Raw genomic sequence first — 23243 nt, 5'->3', positions numbered from 1 at the left:
TTTTGAACTTGTGTTTAAATTTCGTTGATTTTTCAGGTTTGCTGACCTATATTTTAAACAAAGGGTAAAAAATATGGAATCGTTGAAAATATATACAGATTACAAGTTTGATAAGTTAGGAGGTTAAATCATGTCTTCTTTTAGAGCTCAGAAAATGGCAAAAAAAAAGCAGGAAATCCTTCGCTCTGCTGCGGCGGTTCTTGTTGAAAAAGGATACCAAGGAACGACGATGGAAGAAATTGCTGCCAAACTTCTGATGACAAAAGGATCGATGTATTATTATTTTAAAAATAAGGATGACCTTCTGTATCAGTGTCATTTAATGATAATGGAGATTTGTCTGGATGGAATTGAGGAGGTTATCGATAGTAATCTGACTCCAGTCGAAAAGCTGAGAAGCGCAATTAAAGAACATATCCTACTAGCTACTAGTGAAAAATCAATGTTCATGGCTCTATCAAAGCCTAATCATAGTTTTTCAGAAAAGCAGCTACAAGAGGTTCTCGAGCTGAGGAAAAGATATTCACACTATTTTGATAGAATTATTCATGAAGGTATAGATAAACAGGTATTTTGTCCTGTGGATGTAAAGATGGTACGATTAATAATCTTGGGTGCTCTCAACTGGATTCAAGAATGGTATGACCAAAATGGCCCTCAAAGCGCAGAAGAAATCTCAGAAGCCTATGCTTCCTACTTATTAAAAATGTTAATGGTAGTTAAAGGGTAAAATTTTTGATGTGAATTTGCTGGAGTGACTGAAAATGCGTTCATTTTCAATTTAGGTCACTCCAGCCTATCTGCATTGACCCAAATGCTTTTTCTAGATGCTCATTGGTCACTCCAGCCTGCCTGCATTGACCCAAATGCTTTTTCTACATGCTCATTGGTCACTCCAGCCTGCCTGCATTGACCCAAATGCTTTTTCTACATGCTCATTGGTCACTCCAAACTCCCCCCATGGCACATGGAGGGTTTACTCGCTTAACCTATTTTTTCTTCATTTTCTGAATTTAATAATACTCTTTTATTCGAAGTAATTGGGGTTAGGTTGGATCGCTTTAATAAATAGTTTAAATGCTCAAGTGGCATTGACCCATAACCTTTTCCATCTTCTAATGTAAACTGAACGGTAATCCCATTGTTAGTGGTGACTGTCAACGATTCTGCAGAATTAAAATTCCCCTTAATATTTTGAGATATATGATATTTCATTCCTGTTTCAATAGACATTGGCTATCTCCTTCACTGTTATTTAGTCATAGTATTCTCCGTAAATTTCTATTCATACAAAAATATTCCATTTAGCTTCATTCAAATCTGGTTATAAAAAAAAGATATGATAGAATATCATTATCTAAGGAGGTGTGAGTATGGAAGGTTTTGGTCATTTATTGAAAGCACAGCGGGATTTCTTTCAATCTGGAAAAACAAAAGATGTTTCATTCAGAATGGATGCATTAACATCCTTAGGCAACATGATTCGCTCTCATGAAACGCAAATAATGGCAGCACTTAAAAAGGATTTGAATAAGAGTGACTTTGACTCTTATATTAGCGAAATGGGTATTTTGCTCGAGGAAATTCGCTTTACCCTCAAACATATTAAAGAATGGACTCAGCCTAAAAGAGTAAAAACAGCCCTAACTCAAATGGGATCTAAGGGCTATATATATTCTGAACCTTATGGAGTGGCATTGATAATATCTCCTTGGAATTATCCTTTACAATTATCCATAGCTCCACTTATTGGTGCGATTGCAGCTGGGAATTGTGCTGTCCTAAAACCATCCGAACTAACACCAGAAACGTCAAAGCTTTTGGCTGAACTTATCAATAAAACTTTTCCTGAAGAGTATGTTGCAGTCATCCAAGGTGACGCAGAAACTACTCAGACATTATTAAAAGAAAAATTCGATTATATCTTCTTTACTGGAAGTGTTTCTGTCGGAAGAGTCATTATGGAAGCCGCAGCAAAACACTTAACTCCTGTTACGCTTGAACTAGGAGGAAAAAGTCCGTGTATCGTTCATCATGATGCGAATCTTAAATTAGCAGCAAAACGAATAGCCTGGGGCAAATTTATCAACGCTGGTCAAACGTGTGTTGCACCTGATTATTTATATGTCCACAAAGATAGTAAGGATGAATTTATTAAAACCTTTAAACAAAGTATTAATGAGCTATATGAAGATATTGTTAAAAATGGGGAATTTACTAGAATTGTCAGTGAACATCATTTTAAAAGAGTAACTAGCTTCCTTTCGAACGGAGAAATTCTCCATGGCGGCAATTACTCGATTGATACCCTTACAATTGAGCCAACAATCCTTGGTGGTGTCACCTGGGATGATCCGGTTATGCAAGAGGAAATCTTTGGACCTGTCCTCCCTATCCTTGAGTTCGATAATGAAGCAACGTTGATTCATAGTATTAATCAACATCCTAAACCATTAGCTCTTTATATTTTCTCTGAAAGCAAAGAGTTCCAAGGAACTATTTTAGATTCTATTTCATTTGGTGGCGGCTGTATAAACGATACCGTCATGCATCTTAGTTCTCCATACCTTCCTTTTGGCGGTGTCGGTGAAAGTGGAATTGGCGCCTACCATGGCAGAGGCAGCTTCGATGTATTCTCCCACCAAAAGAGTATCTTAAAACAAACCACTACCTTTGATTTACCATTTCGATATCCAAATCGTAAAGACGCACTAAAACAAATCAAACGCTTTATTAAATAATGTCGTGTAAAAGCCTTGCAGGTTGATTCCTGCAAGGCTTTTTACACGACATTATTAATTTAATACTCCCTCATGCTGATAGACTAATTCACCACCAATGTAGGTTTCTAGCACTGATATTTCATCAATCTTTTCTGGATTAATTTCAAGAATATCTTGATCTAGAACGATAAAGTCAGCTTGATATCCAGGTGTCAGCTGTCCGATATTTGGAATTCCAGAAATCTCCTGTTCCGCTCTTGTGTATAGGGTAATCGCTATTTCAATCATTTCATTCATCACATCTTAACAGACATGCCTGAAACCTCTTAGTTTAGAAAATGGAAATAAAGTTCTTAAGCTAAAACTTTTGTGATTTTCTCAACTGCCCAATCAATTTCTTTCTTCGTAATGATTAGCGGAGGTGCGAAGCGAATAACGGTATCATGTGTTTCTTTACATAATAAGCCCTCTTCTTTTAATTGCTCACAGAATGGTCTTGCTTCTTCTGTTAGTTCTACACCTATAAATAAACCTCTGCCTCTAATTTCTTTAATCAAAGGATTATCGATTGTTTTTAATTTTTCTAGGAAATACGTACCTAATTCAAGTGAACGTTCTGCAAGTTTTTCTTCCTCAATCACTTCTAAAGCTGCAAGTGATACGGCACAAGCGAGTGGATTTCCTCCAAAAGTAGAACCATGTGAACCTGGATTAAATACTCCCAATACATCGGAATTGGCAACAACACATGAAATTGGGAATACTCCGCCACCAAGCGCTTTTCCTAAAATTAACATGTCAGGGTTAACTTCTTCCCATTCTGTTGCAAACATTTTTCCTGTACGCGCTAAGCCAACTTGGATTTCATCTGCAATAAATAATACATTGTTTTCTTTACATAAGTCAGACGCTGCTTTTAAGAATCCATCCGGAGGTAAAATGATTCCTGCTTCACCTTGAATCGGTTCAATTAAGAATGCTGCCGTATTAGGTGTGATAGCTTCTTTTAATGCTTCAAGATTTCCATAAGGAATTAGATTAATTCCTGGAAGCATCGGACCAAAACCGCGCTTATATTCAGGATCAGAAGATAATGAAACAGCACCCATTGTCCGTCCATGGAAGTTACCAGTACAAGCAATAATTTCAGCTTGATTCTCAGCTATTCCTTTTACATCATAGCCCCAGCGGCGTGCAGCTTTAATCGCTGTTTCAACAGCTTCCGCACCAGTGTTCATTGGAAGGGCCATTTCTTTGTTCGTTAATTTACAAATCTTCTCATACCAAGGACCAAGCTGGTCATTATGGAATGCGCGTGACGTTAATGTTACCTTATCCGCTTGGTCTTTTAATGCTTGAATGATTTTTGGATGACGGTGTCCTTGGTTTACCGCTGAATAGGCACTTAGCATATCCATATAGCGGTTTCCTTCCGGACTTTCAACCCAAACTCCCTCTGCCTTAGAAACTACGATTGGTAGTGGATGATAGTTATTAGCACCAAATTTTTGTGTTTGTTCAATAATTTCTGTTGTTTTATTTATTGTAGTATTCATTTCTTGTCCTCCTATAGTGTTTCTGATGTTGTTTTCGCTTGCATATGAAGTAGTAAATAATCAGGGCCGCCTGCTTTTGAATCGGTTCCTGACATGTTGAATCCGCCAAATGGCTGGTAACCAACAATAGCTCCTGTACATGTACGATTAAAATAAAGATTTCCTACATGGAATTCTTCACGTGCACGTTCAATATGCTCGCGGTTATTAGAAATTAAGGCACCAGTTAGACCATAGTCTGTGTTGTTAGCGATTTTCATCATATGGTCAAAATCACGAGCTTTAGAGAAACCAACAACTGGTCCAAAAATCTCCTCTTGCATAAGTCTAGCATTTTCATCTAGATCAGCAATAATAGTTGGCTGAATAAAATACCCTTTAGAATCATCGCCTTCTCCGCCAGTCATGAGTCTGCCTTCTCGTTTACCCACTTCAATATAATTCATGATTTTCTTAAATGATTTTTCATCAATCACTGGACCCATATAATTAGATAGATCTTCTGGGTTACCAAGTGTTAGTGTTTTTGTTAACGCAACAGCTTTTTCAAGGACTTCGTCATAAACATCTTGGTGAACAACGGCACGAGAGCCTGCTGAACATTTTTGACCTGAATATCCAAAAGCAGAGTAAACAATGCTTGCAGCAGCTAAATCTAAATCAGCATCATTATCGACAACAACCGTATCCTTACCGCCCATTTCAGCGATAACTCGTTTGATCCAAATTTGCCCTGGGTTAACTTTTGCAGCTCGTTCATTAATTCGGCAGCCTACTTCCCGGGAACCAGTGAAGGATACGAAACGAGTTTTTGGATGATCAACTAGATAATCACCAATTTGAGCTCCGCTGCCTGGTACAAAGTTTAATACTCCATTTGGCAGTCCTGCTTCGTGCATAAGTTCTACAAATTTTGCAGCTACAATTGGTGTTGAGTTTGCAGGCTTGAGAAGCACCGTGTTTCCAGAGACAATTGCTGCAACCGTTGTTCCAGCCATGATTGCCAATGGGAAGTTAAATGGTGAAATAATTATCCCTACACCTAGTGGAATGTAGTGATATTGATTGAATTCCCCATCACGGCTCTGAACGGGATATCCTTCTTTAAAACGAAGCATTTGGCGGCCGTAATATTCGATAAAATCAATTGCTTCAGCTGTATCCGCATCCGCTTCCCTCCATGGTTTTCCAGCTTCTTTTACTAGATAAGCAGAAAATTCATGTTTACGGCGACGTAACATAGCTGCGGCACGGAATAGGATGTTTGCACGGTGCTCAGGCTTCCACTTTTTCCAAGATTCAAATGCAGTTAATGCCGTTTGCATTGCCTTTTCTGCAAGTTCTTGGTCTGCCATAGAAACACTTCCGATGACTTCTTCTTTATTTGCTGGATTTATTGACTGAATTTTTTTATCAGTCGTAATAGATTCTCCGCCAATTACAACTGGATATTCATTTCCTAGCTGAGATTGAACATAGGATAATGCTTGTTGAAATGCTAGTTTATTTGTTTCATCTGTAAAATTAGTAAATGGTTCATGCGTATACGGTTTCATTCATTTTTCCCCCTTGGTGTTTGTTCAAAATATAATAATGCAAGTATCGTGCCAAATATAAAATACTTATTAATAAGGGATTTATATTAATTACCGCAAAAAAATTTTGCGCAAAATTATTTCTTTTTTCTTAATGCAAAATATTTTTGCACTTTTCTATGTTTTTTGTTTTAATAGGAACATAAACAATAAGGGGCATATTCTCATGGAAAATACAAAAGTTCAATATTTGCAGTATCTTAACTCGATGTATAAAAGGATTTTGGATGAAGTGGATGTTGGGGTCCATGCAGTTGATGATACAGGGAATACGATTATCTATAATAAAAAAATGGCCCAAATCGAATCTATGGAAATACAAGATGTTATTGATAAAAATCTATTAGATGTTTTTATGTTTAAAGAAGATCAATCTAGTACACTTGTAACTGCGCTGCAAGAAGGTAAGGAAACAAAGAATGTAAAACAAACCTATTTCAATAATAAAGGTCGAGAGATTACAACCAATAACAATACTATTCCTATTTATAAAAACGAACGACTTGTGGGTGCGGTTGAAATCGCCAATGACGTGACAAAGCTGGAACGATTAATAAAAGGAAATATCACGCGTAAAGGAACCACTAGATACACTTTTGATAGTATTACAGGAAACAGTACAGCTATTAAGGAAGTCATTGAAGGTGCGAAGCGGGCTGCACGAACCTCTTCTTATGTCTTAATTGTGGGAGAAACCGGAACTGGGAAAGAGCTCTTTGCGCAAAGCATTCATAATGCGAGTAACCGGTTTTCAGGTCCCTTCATATCTCAAAACTGTGCAGCATTGCCTGATAATTTAATAGAAAGTCTTCTATTCGGAACAAAGCGTGGTGCCTTTACTGGGTCCATTGACCAGCCAGGATTATTCGAACAGGCAAATGGCGGTACATTGTTACTTGATGAGATTAATTCACTTAATCTAAATCTTCAGGCTAAATTGCTTCGTGCACTTCAAGAAAAAACCATACGCCGGGTTGGGGATACTAAGGACACCCCGATTGATGTTCGGGTGATTGCAAATACCAATGAGGACCCAATTGATGCAATAACCAATAATCATTTGCGTAAAGACTTATATTATCGTCTTGGAGTTGTTACTGTCTTCATTCCGCCTTTAAGAGAGCGTAAAGAAGATATACCACCCCTCGTCCAACATTTTATTAAGAAATACAATGAGCGTTTTCAAATGAATGTAAAGGGCTTATCAGATGAAGTGAAACAATCATTTTTGGAGTATGATTGGCACGGGAATGTTCGAGAGCTTGAACATATTATTGAAGCGGCGATGAATATTATTATGGAGGATGAAGAAATCATTGAATACTCGCATCTCCCCTTTCAATATCGCAACAAATTGCATGTAAAAGAAAGGAACACTCCTTCTATCTCCGTGGATATGTTTTTGAAAGAACGGACAGATACGACAGCTTTACTGAAGGATCAAATGGAATACTTTGAAAAGTCCTATATTGAACATGTCTGGAAAAATAATAATTACAACATTTCAAAAACTGCAGGTGTACTAGGATTAAGTCGTCAAAGCCTACAATATCGGATGAAAAAACTAAAAATAAAGCAAGATTAACAAGATTTTCTAAAAGTGTCGGAAATTATTCAAAATATTTGCAGGAAATTGTCGATTTATAAAGGAATATATAAGTAGACCATAAAAAGGAGGAGAATAAATGAAGAAGATATTAACCTTACTTTGTACTAGTTTAATTGTTTTATTAATGATTGTAGGTCCTGATGATTCAGTTAAAGCAGCAAAACCTGGCGGGCACGACTGCGGTTGTGAAGAGCATGGTATTTTTCACCTTTATGGTGCAGAAAAGAACAAGCTTGTGGCAGATTTATTAAGTAGTGATCAATTCAAAGCAAAAAAATTGGAATTATTAAAAGATGGCTATAAGTATACTGGTGCAAAAGATATCGATGTTGTGGAATATAGAATATTTCCTGGTCAACCTATTGGCATAACCGTTCCTTTTATTGATCCAGAAGGAGTATTAAAAGTAGCAGCTTTTATTAATGGTAATTTTATAACAGTAACTGATCCTGAGCCTGAATAATAATGTTTAATCTAAAAAAGGTGTAAAGCCATAGCTTTTACACCTTTTTTATTTATTCTTCCTCATCCATAATTTCATCAAAAGCGGCAGAAACTTTATCAAATTCCTCGTCGCTTTCAATTGCGGTTAAGTCTCCATCTTCGTCAACCCTTAAGAAGAAAATATCAATATCGTCTTCCGTTTCCTCTTTAATATCTTCGACAAATCCTACAGCTACATAATTGGTACCTTCTATATTGATGGAAGCTAGTACTTCTACTTCCTGCTCCTGATCGGTTTCATCACTAATGGTAAACACTTCTCCTACTTCAATAGTAGCCACGTTATATTCACCCTCTCATTTTAAGAATAGACATTTCATTCAATCAGTATCTCTAAAAAATCCGAAAATAATGCTTAAAAATAACTTATTTTTGCTCGATTACCTTTATAAACTCACGTAAATAATCCGGTAAATCTGGAGGACGTCTACTCGAGACGAGGTGTCCGTCGACCACAACCGGTTCATCGTACCAGGTCGCACCTGCATTTTCCATATCATCCTTAATTCCCGGCGTACTGGTCACCTTTTTACCCTGCAAAATTTTTGCAGAAACTAACACCCAGCCAGCATGACAGATTTGTCCAATTGGCTTTTTGTTTTCTTCGAAATGTTGAAGCAGTGTAAGAACTTCAGGAAAGCGGCGAATCTTATCTGGCGCCCAGCCTCCTGGCACCAAAATGGCATCGTAATCCTTCTCGTTAATATCACTATAGGAGAAATCTGATTTAGCCGGCACACCATATTTACCTATGTATTCTTCCTCGGCCTTCTCACCTGCTAAGTGAACGACAGCGCCCTCTTCTCTTAATCTGAGTATTGGATACCAAAGCTCAAGATCTTCAAAATCATGATGAACTAGACTTACAACTTTCTTACCTTCTAATCGCATAATACTTCCCTCCTCCTTCCTGTTATTATGACATAGAAATTCCAAACCAACAAAAGACACCACTTTTTCTACTTATCAGTGGTGTCTAGAGTATTTACATCCAGCCAAAGAATCTAACTGTTTGGGTAATGATTAGTGGAACAAGAATGGCAATAACAGTTGGAATGAGGAAGGCTAAGAAAGTCCATTTTTTACTTTTTGTTTCCTTGTAAATATTTATGAGCGTTGTTCCGCATGGGTAATGCAGCAGAGAAAATAACATCATGTTTAGCGCTGTCAACCATGTCCAGCCGTGGTCGAGAAAGATTTGCTTTAGATCCACCAAGCTATCCACCTCTGTTAAGGAACCAGTCGATAAATACCCCATCAACAGGATAGGAAGGACAATTTCATTTGCTGGTAAGCCTAAAATAAATGCCATCATGATATAGCCATCAAGACCGAGTAGTTTTCCAAATGGATCTAAAAACTCAACAGCATACATCAAGATACTTGTATCACCAATAAAAATGTTCGCAAACACCCATGTTAGGATTGCTGCTGGTGCTGCAACTTTCACCGCCCGCATCAATACAGACCAAGATCTTGTTAACGAAGAGCGTACCACTGTATCAAAAATCTTCGGTTTCCTGTATGGCGGCAGTTCTAACGTATAGTGTGTCGGGATCCCTTTGAGTGCAGTTTTCGAGAGCACCCACGAGACAAAAAAAGTAACGATTATACCAAACATAACAATCCCGACAATCACACCAGTCGTAACAAGTGATTTAAGTCCACCAGTAAAATTCGCAGCCATAAATAACGAGGCTAATACAATTAACGTTCCCCAGCGACCATTACAAGGAACAAAATTGTTGGTCAAAATCGCAAGCATTCGCTCTCGAGGTGATTCGATTATTCTAGTAGAAATGACAGCTGCCGCATTACAGCCAAAGCCCATCGCCATCGTTAACGACTGCTTTCCATGCGCACCCACTCTTTTAAACAAACGATCCATATTAAAAGCTACTCGAGGCAGGTACCCATAGTTTTCTAAAAGAGCAAACGTTGGAAAAAAGATTGCCATGGGGGGAAGCATCACGCTAATCACCCAAGTTGTACCTCGATATAATCCAAGAACAAGGACTCCGTGAACCCATTCAGGTGTATTTAGAAAACTAAAAAATGCTGTTAAATATTTTTCCAGCGAACCAAAAAACTCTGCAAGCATGGATGATGGAATATTGGCACCCGCAATGGTTAGATAAAATAAAACTCCTAACATCGTGAGCATAATCGGAAATCCAAAAATCGGTGAAGTGAAAATGGCATCTAACTTTTCAGTTCTTGTGTCCCTCTTCGACTTTGTATACTTAATCCCTTCACTGCAAAGGCGATGGCTTTTTTCATAGAGCTGCTGAACAATATCATCTCTCAGTTTAGCACTTGAAAGTTGCTGTGCCTCCATGTATAGCTGTTGAATACTCATTCTACCACCTCCTTCTGTCCAAATCGCTGATTAATCTCATTCAATAATTTTTCATCTCCATCCAGCAATCTTAACGAAACCCAACGGGCAGAAAGCTGATTTCCAACAAGCTCAAATACTTTGGGCTCTATTTTCTTTATTTTTTCTTCAATCTCATCTGGATAAGCCATTGGAACAGGTTGACATTCAATTGCCCCCGTCACAATCCGATCAATCGTATCAAGCAGCATCGGGAAACCTTTTTTGTTTCGTGCCGATATTTTAATGACGGGCACACCTAAACGGTTTGTTAGAATTCGTTCATTAATAGTAATCCCTTGTTTTTCCGCCACATCAATTAAGTTAATACAAATGATCACATTTTTGGTCATTTCTAAAACCTGTAGGGCTAAATTAAAGTTCCGCTCTAAGGAGGTTGCATCCAGTACAACTACTGTAACATCAGGTTTTTCAAATACAATATAGTTCCTTGCAACCTCTTCATCACTTGAATTGGAAAAAAGCGAATAGGTCCCTGGAAGGTCAATTAAATGAAACGTCTTTCCCTTATACTGAACATTGCCCTGTGCGAGCGATACCGTCTTTCCTGCCCAGTTTCCCGTATGCTGCCTTAATCCGGTCAGGGCATTAAATAAGGTGCTTTTTCCTGTATTCGGGTTACCAGCTAAGGCAATTCGATAACTACTCCCCATTTGTCATCAACACCCCTTCTATTTGTGAACTTTCCTCTTTTCTTAAGGCAATCGTTGTTTGACTAACCCGAAAAGCAATCGGGTCGCCTAAAGGACTTTTTCTAATTACTTCGACAATCGCCCCGGCCACAAATCCTAAGTCTAATAATCTTCTTCTCATCACACCTTCCAAATTTAAAGAAGTGATGCGAATTAAATTTCCCTTTTCGCCATTCACGAGTTTTATTATTTTTGGTATACTCATATATCTTTCCCCTTTGTTAAAGTTTTTCCTTCGTGCAACTTTTTCTTAATTATATGATAAAAAAGCAGTCTTGTGTCAAAGTTTTCAAAAAAAAAATAGCTGCCTGATAATAGGCAGCTAATTTATATACTATCTTCAAGTCAAAACTTCCCTTAAGATTATTCCGAGCGTTATTCCAATGAACATCGATGTAAGTGTACCCAATAGAAAATACTCTGCCCAGTTCCGGTCATCCATTTGTTTAAACCGCGCAATAGACTTGGCCGCTACAATAAATCCAATCGCTGGATAAGCACTATAAAAGGTTAATACTAAAACTAGCAATCTCTCAAGATAGCCAATTAATTTTCCGCGTGAAAGATCATGCTTCCCAAAAATCGTATAGTTGTATTCTTCTGACAACGATCTATTCCCATTATGATTTTTTGAATATAGAGCTTCTTGTCTTTCATTCTTAAAAGTATACTTACCTTCAAAGGTTAAAAGCTGATTTGGCAAAGAACCTAAAAGGATCTTAATCAGGTGGCCACTTACAGTCGTTGCGAAAATAATCACGATAGCGGTAAATAAAACACGGTTTACGATACTCATTTTCTCTCCACTCAGAATCAACTCATAAATAACAGCAAAATCTAACCCAAGAAACAACTTTCCAGCAAACAAAATACATACAAAATGCAGCAGTTGATCAATCATAAAGAAACTTACCCGATTTATGTTTTCTTCGTTACTAATTTTGATGGAATCCTGGAACTTAATTTTTAGAAAATCAATGAAATAATGGCTAATACAAATAAATAGTAACGGGAAAATCAGATTGCTATAAATTTCTTTGTGGTTAGTTAGGGAAAAAACAACCAGCACTAGTCCTGTCAGTAGAAAATGGTGTCCGATATGCTTCTTACTATTTTTTATTTTATCCTTTACCATTTCATCACTTTGCAGGTAAAAATCTGCAATGAGATGGGCGAGAATCAGGCATAATAGTAACATGTAAACTCCTCTCTTACGGGTATTACTTAATCAAATTTATCTTTAAATGAGTTCGAATGGATTTCATTAGTGATTCACTTAGAGCTTGTGGTTTTACTGGGTGATCTACATATGATTTTTCCTGGAGAGAGTCAAGGGTGGCAATCAGTATATAAAAAACACTTAGTATTTCTTCACTCTTCCCTTTTTTATAATGGCTTGAGATTGTTGGAGCTGTTTTACCGAGCAATTTTGCTACAGCTTTTTGCTGCTCTAAAATAAGGTAATATGTACTAACCTGCTCTTGAATCTGTGTTTGACCCTTCATCATGATGAGCTGGACACTTAATAATGAGTTTATTAAAGTTTCAAACTCTGACCGAAACTGATTATACTGAAAGAATTGGTTTTGATAAAATTGATCAAGTTCAAACTTAAATAACGGTCTTAGTTGTTCCTCCTTCAATAAATCATTCGCATACCTAGCCTGTTTGATTAAGGGATGAATCCACTTCTCTATATCTACTTCCTCTAACTCTTTGTCACTATCACCAAAGGACAAGCCAAAATAAGGAGGATGATCAGGGTACTTCCAAATTCTGCTGATAAAAAAAGCTAAAATATAGGCTGTCGAATATCCATAACCCGCAAAAATAATCTCATCACCCGCCCTGTGCTTTACTTTAAAATGACCGATTTTCTCAGACCAAATAGTAACCCAGTTTACCAATTCATCTAAGTAATTCGTCAATTCATCTCCCATGTCACCAGAAGAAGAGTTGCTCACATCGAGAATAAAGATTGAGATAGGATAGTTCATGATATACTCCTTCATCTAAATTAGATAATATAGTCTAATTTTATAAAAGTTCGAGTAAATAGTCAAACTTTTTCCTAATTAGATGAAATAGCCTACACCTTTCATTAAATGACAACAAAACTTCTCCATTCTTGGGGGATAAGGTCCTGATATTGTCTTTTTAGAAATCGATCATCAACTAAAACAATGGTCCCATGGTCTTCTTCCGATCGAATTAATCTCCCGCCAGCCTGTAATACTTTATTCATGCCAGGAAAAACATAGGCATAGTCATAACCGTTTCTTTCACTCTTATTAAAATGATCTCTGATAAGATTTCTTTCAAAACATAGCTGAGGAAGGCCAACACCTATAACCACCACACCATTTAATCGATCACCCTTTAAATCCACTCCCTCTGAAAAAACCCCGCCTAGAACTGCAAATCCAATCAATGTCTCAGATTGATTAGGCTTGAACTTATTCAAAAATTCTTCCCTTTCCTCCTCCGACATTCCTGCACCTTGCAAGAGGGTATTCGTCCCTGGAAATTCTTTTATAAACTCATCATATACAGTAAGCAAATATTGATAGGAGGGGAAAAAGATTAAATAATTTCCTGGCCGATTTTGAACCAAAGAATGAATCATGGTTACAATAGCCGGCTTCGTTCTCTCTCGGTCACGGTATCTAGTTGACAAAGGCTTTATAAAAATATCAGTCTGTTCCTCTTTAAATGGTGAAGGAATCGAAAGTAAATAATCCTCATCTTGACCGCCAAGAATATCCTGATAATAAGGAAGGGGTGAAAGAGTAGCTGAAAAAAACACCTTTGAGCGATAGCCTTTTCCCATTTTCTGAAGCAATTTTGATGGGTCAATACAAAATAGTTTAAGTGTTACATCATTTTTGTTTTTTTCTCCATAGATGACATAGTGCTCATCGAGTAAATCAACTATTTTCAAGAATGAATTTACCTGGAAGTACAGCTCCAAAAGGTTCGGGAAAGTTTCTTTTACTAACAGAATTTCGGCCTCTTCTTTAAACTGGTTCAGTAGCAGTACCAATTCTTCGTCTAACTGATCTAAGGTAAATTCATTCAACTCGCTGCCATTCTTTTTTAAAGAAATAAACCAAGCATTGATTTTTGAAGCACTCTCATAAATTCCAAAATTGACAGTTTTGAACTCCTTTTTTAATTGAAGAAATAACTCTTTGTTTAAGGAAGCAGAGAACATTTCTCTTCCACGGTCAACGAGATTATGTGCTTCATCTATTAATAAAAGGGTAGATTTCTTTTGCTCTTCGGACAGACGCTTTAATGATACCCGTGGATCAAAAATATAATTGTAATCACAAATGACAGTATCAGCTACATAAGCAAGATCTAAAGAGAATTCAAAAGGACAAACGGTATGTTTTCGTGCATAGTTTCCAATTACCTCACGATTCATACAGTTTTCATTGGCTGCGATATCTAAAATGGCTTCATTTATTCGATCATAATAGCCATCAGCAAACTCACAATAATCCTTTTGACATTTTGTTTCTTCCTTAAAACAAACCTTGTCTTTGGCTGTAATCGTAACATATTTTAAACAAAGTCCGCAGGAACGCATTCGTCCTACCGCCTCTTCCGCAGTAGTTCGAGTTATGGTTTTAGCGGTAAGATAAAATATTCGGTTTAAGTTCCCTTCTCCAATAGCTTTGACCGCTGGGAACAAGGTGGATATCGTCTTCCCAATTCCAGTAGGTGCTTTTACAAACAAACTTTTAGCTTCAGAAATAGTTTTATAGACACCACCAGCTAATTTCCTTTGTCCAGAACGGTATGTATCAAATGGAAAAACCAATTGTTTGCTGCTCTCATTTCGCTTTATCCGATGATCATGAAGTAATTTTGCGTAGGGATAATAGGTCTCTACTACGTCTTGAACAAAACTCTCTAGTTCAGCTATGACAAAGCATTTTTTCAAAATCTTCTTTTCATCATTTTCAGCCTGTACATAGGTAAGCTGTACAGATATTTCTTGTACCTGTTGTTCCTTTGCATAGATATACGCATACATTTTAGCCTGTGCCCAATGGACAGGAACTCCATCATCTAAAAGATTTTCTAAGTGCTGCGAGGTAGATTTAATTTCATCGATAATTACCTCCCCATCCCGAAACAATAATCCATCGCATCTTCCATCAATTGAAAAAACAAGGTCCTTGACGGGAAAGTCTGCTCGAAGATAAACCTCCTTTTGATCAGATTCTTGATATGTAAGCTGGATTTTTTGGTGAATTCTCGTTCCCTCTAACATCGTGGACTGTGACCTGAACCTGGAATCAATACTTCCACTGCTATAAACATGTTCAACAAGCGTTCTAACCGCTATTTGAATGGTATTTGACAAGAATATCACCTGACCCAAAATAAGAATATATGTTTGCCTATTGATTATAACAGATTCCCAAACATATTTGGACACTCACTCAAAAATCTACTCTCACATAATCTAATGTCGAGAGGAGTAATAAAATTATGTATCTAGTTACAAAGGAAAACATACACCAAATGGAGCTTGAAGCATGGAAAAAAGATGCAATAAATAGATTCGATGAGAGGATGATGGACAAAGAAAAGCACTTCCCTTGTATTCCGGCTACAATGGGATATCAATTGAATAGGTTTTGCTTCGGATTTATATCAAATCCCCAACATTCTAGAGCTTCCAAAGAATTAGCACTCTTGCTAAAGGAATACTCAATCATTTACAAATCAATCGGTACTTATACGTCGCTGATTATCTTTTATGAACCTTCTCCAGGATACGATGAAAATTTCACTGTAGAAAAATATGAACAAATTTTCTGGGAACAACTTTATCAACTCAGCAAATTGGATGAAATGGAATGGCCATGTCATATTCCAATCAACCCAAATCTGCCTATGTGGGAATATTGTTTTCATGGAGAACAATACTTTATGTACTGTGCAACTCCTTCGCACATCAATCGAAACAGCCGTTATTTCCCCTATTTCATGCTGGCCATAACACCTAGGTGGGTATTAGAAAAATTTACAGCTTCTCCCCAACATGCTGAAAAAGTTAAAACAAAAATACGAGAACGGTTAGCTGATTATGATTCCATTTCCATTCACCCGGCATTAAATACGTATGGAAAAAACGATAACTATGAATGGAAACAATATTTCCTCCGCGACGACGAAACAACTTTATCAGAATGCCCCTTTCATAAAAAAAAGAGAGAACAAGAATGAACTTGTTCTCTACTAATGATTACGAACGAATTTGTCCTGATCCTTGAACAATTGCCTTTGAGGTCGTAATGGCCCTAAGTCCCATTGGTCCTCGTGCATGCAGTTTTTGTGTGCTGATGCCAATTTCCGCTCCATAACCGAATTGTTCCCCATCCGTGAAACGAGTAGAGGCATTGTGATAGACAACAGCCGCATCAACTGCCTGTAAGAATAACCTTACATTTTCATCCTGTTCACTGATGATGACTTCAGAGTGCTTTGTACCATACTCGTCAATATGTTGGATGGCTTCCCTTACATTTTCAACCAATTTCACTGCTAAAATTGGTGCTAAAAATTCTGTTTTCCAATCCTCTTCACTTGCAGTTTTTACAAATGGATAGTGTGCTGTCAGATCTTCGTCACCACGAAGCTCTACTCCCTTTTCGTTTAGGAAATGTAGTATTTCGGAAACATCCGGCCAGTTTTCATGAATAAGCAGGGTTTCAGCTGCATTACAAACAGAAACGCGGTGCATTTTTGCATTAAACGTTATATCAATGGCCATTTGCTTTTTTGCGGTTTCATCAATGAATACATGACAATTCCCAACACCTGTTTCAAGTACAGGGACCGTTGCATTTTCAATCACCGATTGAATTAAACCTGCACCTCCACGTGGAATCAATACATCAAGATATTGATTTAGTTTAAACATTCGCGCTGCCGTTTCTCTGCTTGTATCCTCGAGCAGCTGGACAGCATCAGCGGGGATTTTACTTTCAGCAAGAGCCTCTCGCATAACCTTTACTAGGGCCTTATTCGAATGAAGAGCAGAGGTACTTCCCCTTAGAAGAACAGCATTTCCTGCCTTTAAACAAAGGCTTCCTGCATCTACCGTTACATTCGGACGAGCTTCATACACCATTCCAATGACACCAAGCGGAACACGAACGGTTTGGATTTGTAAACCATTTGGGCGCTCCCAAGCCTCAATAGTTTCACCAATTGGATCTTCGAGTTTAATCAACTGATGGATTCCTTCCACAATCTGTTGTATTCGCTCTTCTGTAAGCAACAGGCGATCTAATAAGGAAGAGGTAAATCCTTTTTCCTCTCCCGCTCGAATATCCTTCGCATTCTCTGTTACGATCCATTCCTTTTCACTCAATAATCGGTCTGCCATCTTCGCTAAAGCTTCATTCTTTTCTTCTGTCGAAAGAATAGAAAGTACCTTAGAGGCTGATTTTAACTTCTTAGCTTTTTCTACTAATTCACTCATACTTATACCTCGCTCCTTTGCAGACTCACCCAGTTATTACGATGTATCGCTTCTGCACGTTTATTGATTGAAAAGTTTTTCGTTTTATTACCAGGCAGGCCTTTTACCATTTGTAAATTCTTTGCAGAATAATAGATTTGACCTTTACCTATTAATTCACCTTTCTGATTGTGTACTTCGACAACATCCATTGCATTAAATTCACCAATAACATTCGTAATACCTACGGGCAGCAGACTTTTTCCATTTGTAACAATGGCTGCTTCTGCCCCTTCATCAATTTCAACAATGCCAGCGGCTTGAGAATGAAACGCAATCCATTGCTTTTTCATTTGCATTTGGGTTTCGAAGGAGCCGCCAATATAAGTTCCGTCTCCTTTACCCTCTAAGATATTCGAGAGTTTTTCTTTTCCCTGACCCTTCCCAACAAAAACACTGACACCGAAGGAAAGTGCCTTTTTCGCTGCCAACAGTTTCGATTTCATTCCACCTGTTCCAAGCGAAGTACCACTTTCTCCTGCCTCTTCAAGGAGTTCTTCATAAACCCTTGGGATAAAATCATACTTCTTAGCGTCCTTTACGACTTTTGGATTCCCATTATATAGCCCATTTACATCCGTTAAGATGATTAGTGCATTTGCATGTAAAAACCCGCTTACGAGCGCTGAAAGCATATCATTGTCACCGAAGGTCAATTCCTCAATCGAGACTGAGTCGTTTTCGTTAATAATTGGTAAAACGCCCCTTTGCAGGAGTTCAGATATTGTGCTGTATAGATTGTGAAACCGCTCCAGGCTATAAAAATCCTCTCTCGTTAGTAGAATCTGAGCGGGTACAATACCAAATTCTTTAAATTGTAAAATATAATGCTGCATTAATAGTCCCTGTCCAACTGCAGCAGCTGCCTGTTTTCCTGCTACACTTTTTGGCCTAGCTGGATACCCAAGCGCTCCAAAACCTGCTGCTATTGCTCCGGATGAGATGAGAATGACATCGTGCCCTTGTTCTTTTATATAAGTAAGTGCTTCAATGTGATCACGGATTTTTTCTTCAGATATTGTTCCTGATGCTGTTGTTAGCGAGCTGCTTCCTATTTTTACAACCACGAGTTGTTTCTTCATCCTACTCTTACCCCTCTTATAAAAAATAAAAAAAACGACTCTTCTGTCCCTATAAAAAGGACGGAAGAGTCGTTTCCGCGGTACCACCTTCATTGATGCTTTAGCATCCACTTGACTCCGTAACGAGGGAAAACGGCTTATGTTTACATAAGCGGTGTGAACAGGGCAGGTTCAACCTTTTTTCCGTGAGAAACCTTACAGCCATTGGGTTTCATTCTCTTACACGGTCCAAAGTTTACTAATCCCATACCATTAACAATTTGTAATTTTACTTATTATCTATAGAAAAGACAGAAAAGTCAAGGGTATTTTTTGAAAATTAAAATTTCATTTTAGGTCTTTTCTACTTTGGTCTAAAACTCATTGGTTACCAACTGCCCAATTAAATAATCACATATCTTTTCTGAATTTACTCTAGCTGCGATATAGGGAGGCTGTAGACCTTTTCCTCTTCCTAACGGAAATCCGAGCCAGAGAATATGATTGTCCATGAGGATAAACGGGAAGGTATATCCTTCCTCTTGCCAAGAGTTTGGCTGTAATTCTGGCCAGGATTTTTCAGAAATAACAGTTAGCGTTACGGACGGATGGCGTTTAACTAAAACATTTACCCATGCCTCGGGTAAATCAATAGTAACTGGCAAGGAAATAATGATTGATGACCGGGCATTTTGTATGTCCTTAAGGACTTTTTCTAGTTTTAGTGCATGTATCCACTGCAATGTAGGAAGCTGATTTCTTATCCAAGTGCCAATATCCTTTGTCCTTACACTTTGTTGATGTTTTTCTTGATGTTCAACAAGCTGTCTAATTGTTTTCCTATTATAGACATGCTTACGGATAAAAGCGATATTACCAACATGAATAAATTTTCCCTTTGTTCTCGTAATGGCCACATTGATAAGTCTTTCACTGTCTATTCCGGTTAATAGCATCCCCGCACGTTCCTGTGGGTTAGAATCGACTGTATCGAAAATCATAACATCTCTCTCACTTCCTTGAAAGCGATGAACAGTTGCAGAAACAATATCTGCAGATAACACTTCTGTTTGATATAAATCCTGTAGAAGGAGGTCCATTAAATTCGCTTGAGCTCTGTAGGGCGTTACATATCCAATTGACCTTGCACCGCCTAAGTAGGACTCATGAATTAATTGAAATGAAATCAGTGCTTGCCAGATATTTGCTCTAGAATGAGAGCTCTTTTCAGTTAAACAAAATGCACCCATATAGCTTGTGTCTAAGAGGATTGACGCACGTCCTGGAAAAGGACATTTTTCTACTATCTGATTTCTACTGCTATGAACACTTTCATGGTCACCAACAAGAGAATGATATATGTATTGATTTGTAAAAGCTGAGATATCTGGGTGCATTCTTCGCTGTTCTTTTAATAGAAATAAGTGTGGATGAAGTTTACCAGCCTCAACCCAATCCACCACTCCCGCTCGATGAAAAACATCCTCTTTTAACCATTTTGTTACAAGTGAGTCCCGTGAAGAAGCAATGGGTGGTAATTGTTTAAAATCTCCACAAATGATGACTCTTTTACCAAGCGCAGCAGCAAAAGCGGCCTGTGGTACGTAGGCCATACTCGCTTCATCAAGTATGACAACATCAAATTCCCTGCCATAAATTGCGGGATCACTCGCTGCTTTAGCCAGGGTGGAGCCCACCACCAATGCATCCTTAACAAACTCTACTTCCTTTTGGCGGATTTTTTCTAGTACTCTTGCAAGCTTTTTCTCAAGCTCCAATAGCTGATTGGAGTCCCGTTTACTAAAGGAACGGGCTAAATCCTGTTTTAAATTCTTCCGTTCTTCCACTAAAGCATCTTTATCTTCAACAAGACTGTGTTCTTGCTTCTTGAGAAGCTGACTAGTCGTAAGTGCTTCCTCGCTGTCATCTGCAACACCCGTATTATAACCGTAACGAAGGACATCGCCTTCTCTGAAGCGGTCTTTCTTTTTTATAAATCTTGAAATTTCACTTATTAATACGTCTACTGCCTGGTTACTGTGGGAAAGGATAAGGACGGTTTTATCTTGGAAATATTTATTTGCTGCAACTCGTGCTAATGTATAGGTTTTACCGGTCCCAGGGGGTCCCCAAACAAAAGTGACGGGATTGTATTTTGAACGTAAGACCAATTCATGAACATTGCTTTTTATCTTTTCTTCGGGATGCTTTGCGGGCATCGACGGGTTCATTAATCGATTGACTCTTACTCGCTTTTGCTTGCTTTTGTTAATTTCATCTAACCGTTCAATGAGCTGTTCAAGCAGCTCCCAAGGATCATGATAAATATATGCTTCCGGGATTAAATCACCCAGCGATTGCTCTAATTGAACAATGATTCCCTTCCCCTCGGATGAAAGGACTCGTCCACCTTGTTTTATTCCTCCCCAGACAAGTGTGATGGAAGAACCAACGGGAATTTTTAAGGAAAAAGCAGTGTCGAAATAATAAGTAAATGTACCATCATTCGATAATAATCTGCCACTGCTTACTCGGTATTTGTTACTGCCATATTTTTTTAAGTAGATCATTTCATTTAGCAACGCCTGCTGCCACTCTTTTATAATCGGAACGGTCTTCGTCATTTTCTCATCCTTCTAATTTTCAAGCTTATTTCTAAAATACAACCTTAAATAGTGAATCTACTATAGCATGTTTGCGATGTAAAAATAAAACTTTATTCCTTTTTCAAAAAAAATTCCGACATGAATTTTACTCTTCTCCAAAATATCTTCGTTATAAAACGAAAAACAATTCCATAATGTTTTTTATTAAGTCTTTTTACCTATAAATGGAATCGATTAAGAAAGTATTTTGTCAGATTTAGAAAAATATCCCCGATAAATATATAGCTATAACCAATTGGGAAAGAAAGGCATTATCAATGTAAAGGCTGAATAGTTATTTAGTACCAGCATGACTGGGTTGAATGCTAAAAACTGGTTTAAATAAAGTCTTTTTTCGAGAACGGTTTGTGACTTTGGACTGGTTATCCCTGGAGTTAGACTCAAATTGACAGCGGGTATACATAGGCCATTTGCTTGGTAAAACCTTTTCTCTAGACTGTATAAGGAGGTAAAAATGAAACGAAGAGATTTTGTTAAGTATGCTGGAGGCGGTCTTGCTGCATTGGTTGTAGGCAGTGTGTTGCCTACTTGGGTTTCTAATACTTCCCTTCTTGCAGTTAAACAAGTTCAAGAACTTAACTTTACAATTACCGATGCAGTAAAAGATATGATTACACATAACTCCATAAACAAAGCACAATGCTATTTCTGGTTGTACAAAGAACAAAACTTCCCAGCAGAAATTCCTGGACCACATATTTTTACCACTGAGGGAAGTCTCATTAAGGTATCGATAACTAATGGATTAGATGAACCACATGCTTTTTTCATACCAGGGATGGTGAATAGTGGTCCTATTGCACCAGGAGCAACAAAACAGATTCAATTTGTTGCTTCAAAAGCAGGGACTTATTTATATTACGACAATCTTAACGCACCAGTGAACCGGGTAATGGGACTTCATGGAGCCTTAATTGTAATGCCGAACAATGCTGTTCCAGGACATAAGTTTACTCCATATTCGAATCCGACAACTGCCGTGCAACAATTATTTGATGATTTTGGAACAACCACTCACTTTCCTGGGTTAGCTTGGGAACAAGGAGACCCAACAACATATACACCTGCATTTAGACAATATGTATGGTTACTCCATGCTGCCAGCTCCCGTTTGTTTGCTGAGGTAGGAAACTATCCACCAGGAAGAGATTATCCAGCAGCACAATTTATTAGTGCCTATCAAAGGGATCGATTCCGATCAGACGGACTAAATAAAAAACCTGATTATTTTACCATAAATGGTCATTCTGGTTGGTTTGCAGCTCATAATCCAACCATTACCCCACATCATAGGGTAGGAGAACCAGCTGTCGTCAGAATACTCAACGCAGGGTTATCCTTGCATTCTTTGCATATTCATGCAAATCATGTCTATGCAACAGGAAAAAATGGAGTAGTGGAAGAAAATCCGATTTGGATGGACACCTTAACCGTCAAACCACTTGACGTGATCGAATGGGTTGTCCCGTTTACAAGACCACCTGATGTACCAAATGAACGGGGGATTGGGCTTCCGGATAAGCCATTAATTTCAATTTCTAATCCGCGTATATCAGGCTCAACTCCCCATCCCGTCTGGCCGCCAACAGAAGAGTTGGGAACATTTATGCCAAAACGCGGGGATAAGGCAGGAGATATCGATATCTCTGTTCAATTATCACCCATTTGTTACCCGATGCACGACCATTCGGAGTCAAGCCAAGGTGCACAAGGTGGGAATTACGGATTAGGGATGATGAGTGGAATTCACTTCATCGGAGACAGGAATACACCGGGAGGAGTTTCAACCTTCCCTAATGCTTCAACCATTCATGGTCCAGAGGTAACAGGACCAGCAGCTGGACCAGATGTGTACCATGAAGGACATTAACATTGGATTCTTTAAATTTTTT

At 38.1% G+C, this 23243-nt stretch carries 21 protein-coding genes; 6 read left to right on the top strand and 15 right to left on the bottom strand.

What is annotated here, in order from left to right; all coding sequences use genetic code 11:
* Positions 1-130: 130 nt before the first annotated feature.
* On the top strand, positions 131-730 hold the full coding sequence (locus tag M3189_RS07595) for a TetR/AcrR family transcriptional regulator (protein WP_251633219.1): 600 nt from the start codon (positions 131-133) through the stop codon (positions 728-730).
* Positions 731-984: 254 nt separating this feature from the next.
* Here the strand turns inward: M3189_RS07595 and M3189_RS07590 are convergent, their stop codons facing one another.
* Complete coding sequence (locus tag M3189_RS07590) at positions 985-1233, bottom strand: hypothetical protein (RefSeq protein ID WP_251633218.1); 249 nt, start codon at positions 1231-1233, stop codon at positions 985-987.
* 140 nt (positions 1234-1373) lie between these two features.
* Between M3189_RS07590 and M3189_RS07585 the strand changes: the two genes are divergently transcribed.
* Positions 1374-2741: an aldehyde dehydrogenase gene (locus tag M3189_RS07585; protein ID WP_251633217.1), complete on the top strand. Its 1368-nt coding sequence runs from the start codon at positions 1374-1376 to the stop codon at positions 2739-2741.
* A 54-nt stretch (positions 2742-2795) separates the two neighbouring features.
* Here the strand turns inward: M3189_RS07585 and M3189_RS07580 are convergent, their stop codons facing one another.
* Genes M3189_RS07580 through pruA form a run of 3 tightly spaced genes read right to left on the bottom strand, consistent with a single transcriptional unit; the run spans position 2796 to position 5835 of the window.
* Entirely contained in the window at positions 2796-3020 is a 225-nt protein-coding gene (locus M3189_RS07580) for an amidohydrolase family protein (RefSeq protein WP_251633216.1), read from the bottom strand.
* Between the two features lie 56 nt (positions 3021-3076).
* Positions 3077-4279, bottom strand: coding sequence for an ornithine--oxo-acid transaminase (locus M3189_RS07575; protein ID WP_251633215.1), 1203 nt, complete (start codon positions 4277-4279; stop codon positions 3077-3079).
* A gap of 11 nt (positions 4280-4290) precedes the next feature.
* Positions 4291-5835 carry an L-glutamate gamma-semialdehyde dehydrogenase gene (gene pruA / locus M3189_RS07570; RefSeq protein ID WP_251633214.1) on the bottom strand — a complete coding sequence of 515 codons (1545 nt, stop codon included), beginning with the start codon at positions 5833-5835 and terminating at the stop codon, positions 4291-4293.
* Between the two features lie 205 nt (positions 5836-6040).
* Between pruA and M3189_RS07565 the strand changes: the two genes are divergently transcribed.
* Both M3189_RS07565 and M3189_RS07560 read left to right on the top strand, forming a co-directional pair.
* Entirely contained in the window at positions 6041-7459 is a 1419-nt protein-coding gene (locus tag M3189_RS07565; RefSeq protein WP_251633213.1) for a sigma-54 interaction domain-containing protein, read from the top strand.
* A 100-nt stretch (positions 7460-7559) separates the two neighbouring features.
* Complete coding sequence (locus M3189_RS07560) at positions 7560-7946, top strand: hypothetical protein (RefSeq protein WP_251633212.1); 387 nt, start codon at positions 7560-7562, stop codon at positions 7944-7946.
* Between the two features lie 52 nt (positions 7947-7998).
* On the opposite strand, the gene M3189_RS07555 is transcribed toward M3189_RS07560, so the two are convergent.
* The 8 genes from M3189_RS07555 to M3189_RS07520 form a co-directional block, all read right to left on the bottom strand.
* The gene (locus M3189_RS07555; protein ID WP_251633211.1) at positions 7999-8268 is read right to left on the bottom strand and encodes a DUF1292 domain-containing protein; all 270 of its coding nucleotides are present in this window, start codon (positions 8266-8268) and stop codon (positions 7999-8001) included.
* Between the two features lie 85 nt (positions 8269-8353).
* Positions 8354-8878 (bottom strand): type 1 glutamine amidotransferase domain-containing protein, encoded by a 525-nt coding sequence (locus tag M3189_RS07550; RefSeq protein ID WP_251633210.1) that lies wholly within the window; start codon positions 8876-8878, stop codon positions 8354-8356.
* A 94-nt stretch (positions 8879-8972) separates the two neighbouring features.
* Positions 8973-10346 carry a nucleoside recognition domain-containing protein gene (locus M3189_RS07545; protein ID WP_251633209.1) on the bottom strand — a complete coding sequence of 458 codons (1374 nt, stop codon included), beginning with the start codon at positions 10344-10346 and terminating at the stop codon, positions 8973-8975.
* Complete coding sequence (locus M3189_RS07540) at positions 10343-11038, bottom strand: FeoB small GTPase domain-containing protein (RefSeq protein ID WP_251633208.1); 696 nt, start codon at positions 11036-11038, stop codon at positions 10343-10345. The genes M3189_RS07545 and M3189_RS07540 overlap by 4 nt, the downstream gene beginning before the upstream one ends.
* Positions 11028-11282: a FeoA family protein gene (locus tag M3189_RS07535; RefSeq protein ID WP_251633207.1), complete on the bottom strand. Its 255-nt coding sequence runs from the start codon at positions 11280-11282 to the stop codon at positions 11028-11030. The genes M3189_RS07540 and M3189_RS07535 overlap by 11 nt, the downstream gene beginning before the upstream one ends.
* A gap of 135 nt (positions 11283-11417) precedes the next feature.
* On the bottom strand, positions 11418-12275 hold the full coding sequence (locus tag M3189_RS07530) for a DUF3307 domain-containing protein (RefSeq protein ID WP_251633206.1): 858 nt from the start codon (positions 12273-12275) through the stop codon (positions 11418-11420).
* Between the two features lie 22 nt (positions 12276-12297).
* Positions 12298-13074 (bottom strand): hypothetical protein, encoded by a 777-nt coding sequence (locus M3189_RS07525; RefSeq protein ID WP_251633205.1) that lies wholly within the window; start codon positions 13072-13074, stop codon positions 12298-12300.
* Positions 13075-13178: 104 nt separating this feature from the next.
* Positions 13179-15455, bottom strand: coding sequence for an ATP-dependent DNA helicase (locus M3189_RS07520; protein ID WP_251633204.1), 2277 nt, complete (start codon positions 15453-15455; stop codon positions 13179-13181).
* A 128-nt stretch (positions 15456-15583) separates the two neighbouring features.
* Here M3189_RS07520 and M3189_RS07515 point away from each other — a divergent pair, with 128 nt between their 5' ends.
* Complete coding sequence (locus M3189_RS07515; RefSeq protein WP_251633203.1) at positions 15584-16324, top strand: YqcI/YcgG family protein; 741 nt, start codon at positions 15584-15586, stop codon at positions 16322-16324.
* 19 nt (positions 16325-16343) lie between these two features.
* On the opposite strand, the gene M3189_RS07510 is transcribed toward M3189_RS07515, so the two are convergent.
* The 3 genes from M3189_RS07510 to M3189_RS07500 all read right to left on the bottom strand — a co-directional run bounded on the left by M3189_RS07510 (position 16344) and on the right by M3189_RS07500 (position 21309).
* Positions 16344-17585, bottom strand: coding sequence for a glutamate-5-semialdehyde dehydrogenase (locus M3189_RS07510; RefSeq protein ID WP_251633202.1), 1242 nt, complete (start codon positions 17583-17585; stop codon positions 16344-16346).
* A 2-nt stretch (positions 17586-17587) separates the two neighbouring features.
* Positions 17588-18706 carry a glutamate 5-kinase gene (proB, locus tag M3189_RS07505; RefSeq protein WP_251633201.1) on the bottom strand — a complete coding sequence of 373 codons (1119 nt, stop codon included), beginning with the start codon at positions 18704-18706 and terminating at the stop codon, positions 17588-17590.
* A gap of 353 nt (positions 18707-19059) precedes the next feature.
* Positions 19060-21309: an AAA domain-containing protein gene (locus tag M3189_RS07500; RefSeq protein WP_251633200.1), complete on the bottom strand. Its 2250-nt coding sequence runs from the start codon at positions 21307-21309 to the stop codon at positions 19060-19062.
* A gap of 496 nt (positions 21310-21805) precedes the next feature.
* On the opposite strand from M3189_RS07500, the gene M3189_RS07495 reads away from it, so the two are divergent.
* Complete coding sequence (locus M3189_RS07495) at positions 21806-23221, top strand: multicopper oxidase domain-containing protein (protein WP_251633199.1); 1416 nt, start codon at positions 21806-21808, stop codon at positions 23219-23221.
* The last annotated feature ends 22 nt before the right edge of the window (positions 23222-23243 follow it).

The sequence above is a fragment of the Neobacillus niacini genome (assembly GCF_023715415.1).
In the GTDB taxonomy this organism is placed as follows: Bacteria; Bacillota; Bacilli; order Bacillales; family Cytobacillaceae; genus Neobacillus; species Neobacillus niacini_C.
Note: the sequence above shows the minus strand (reverse complement) of the source record. Positions and strands in the feature narration are given on the sequence as shown.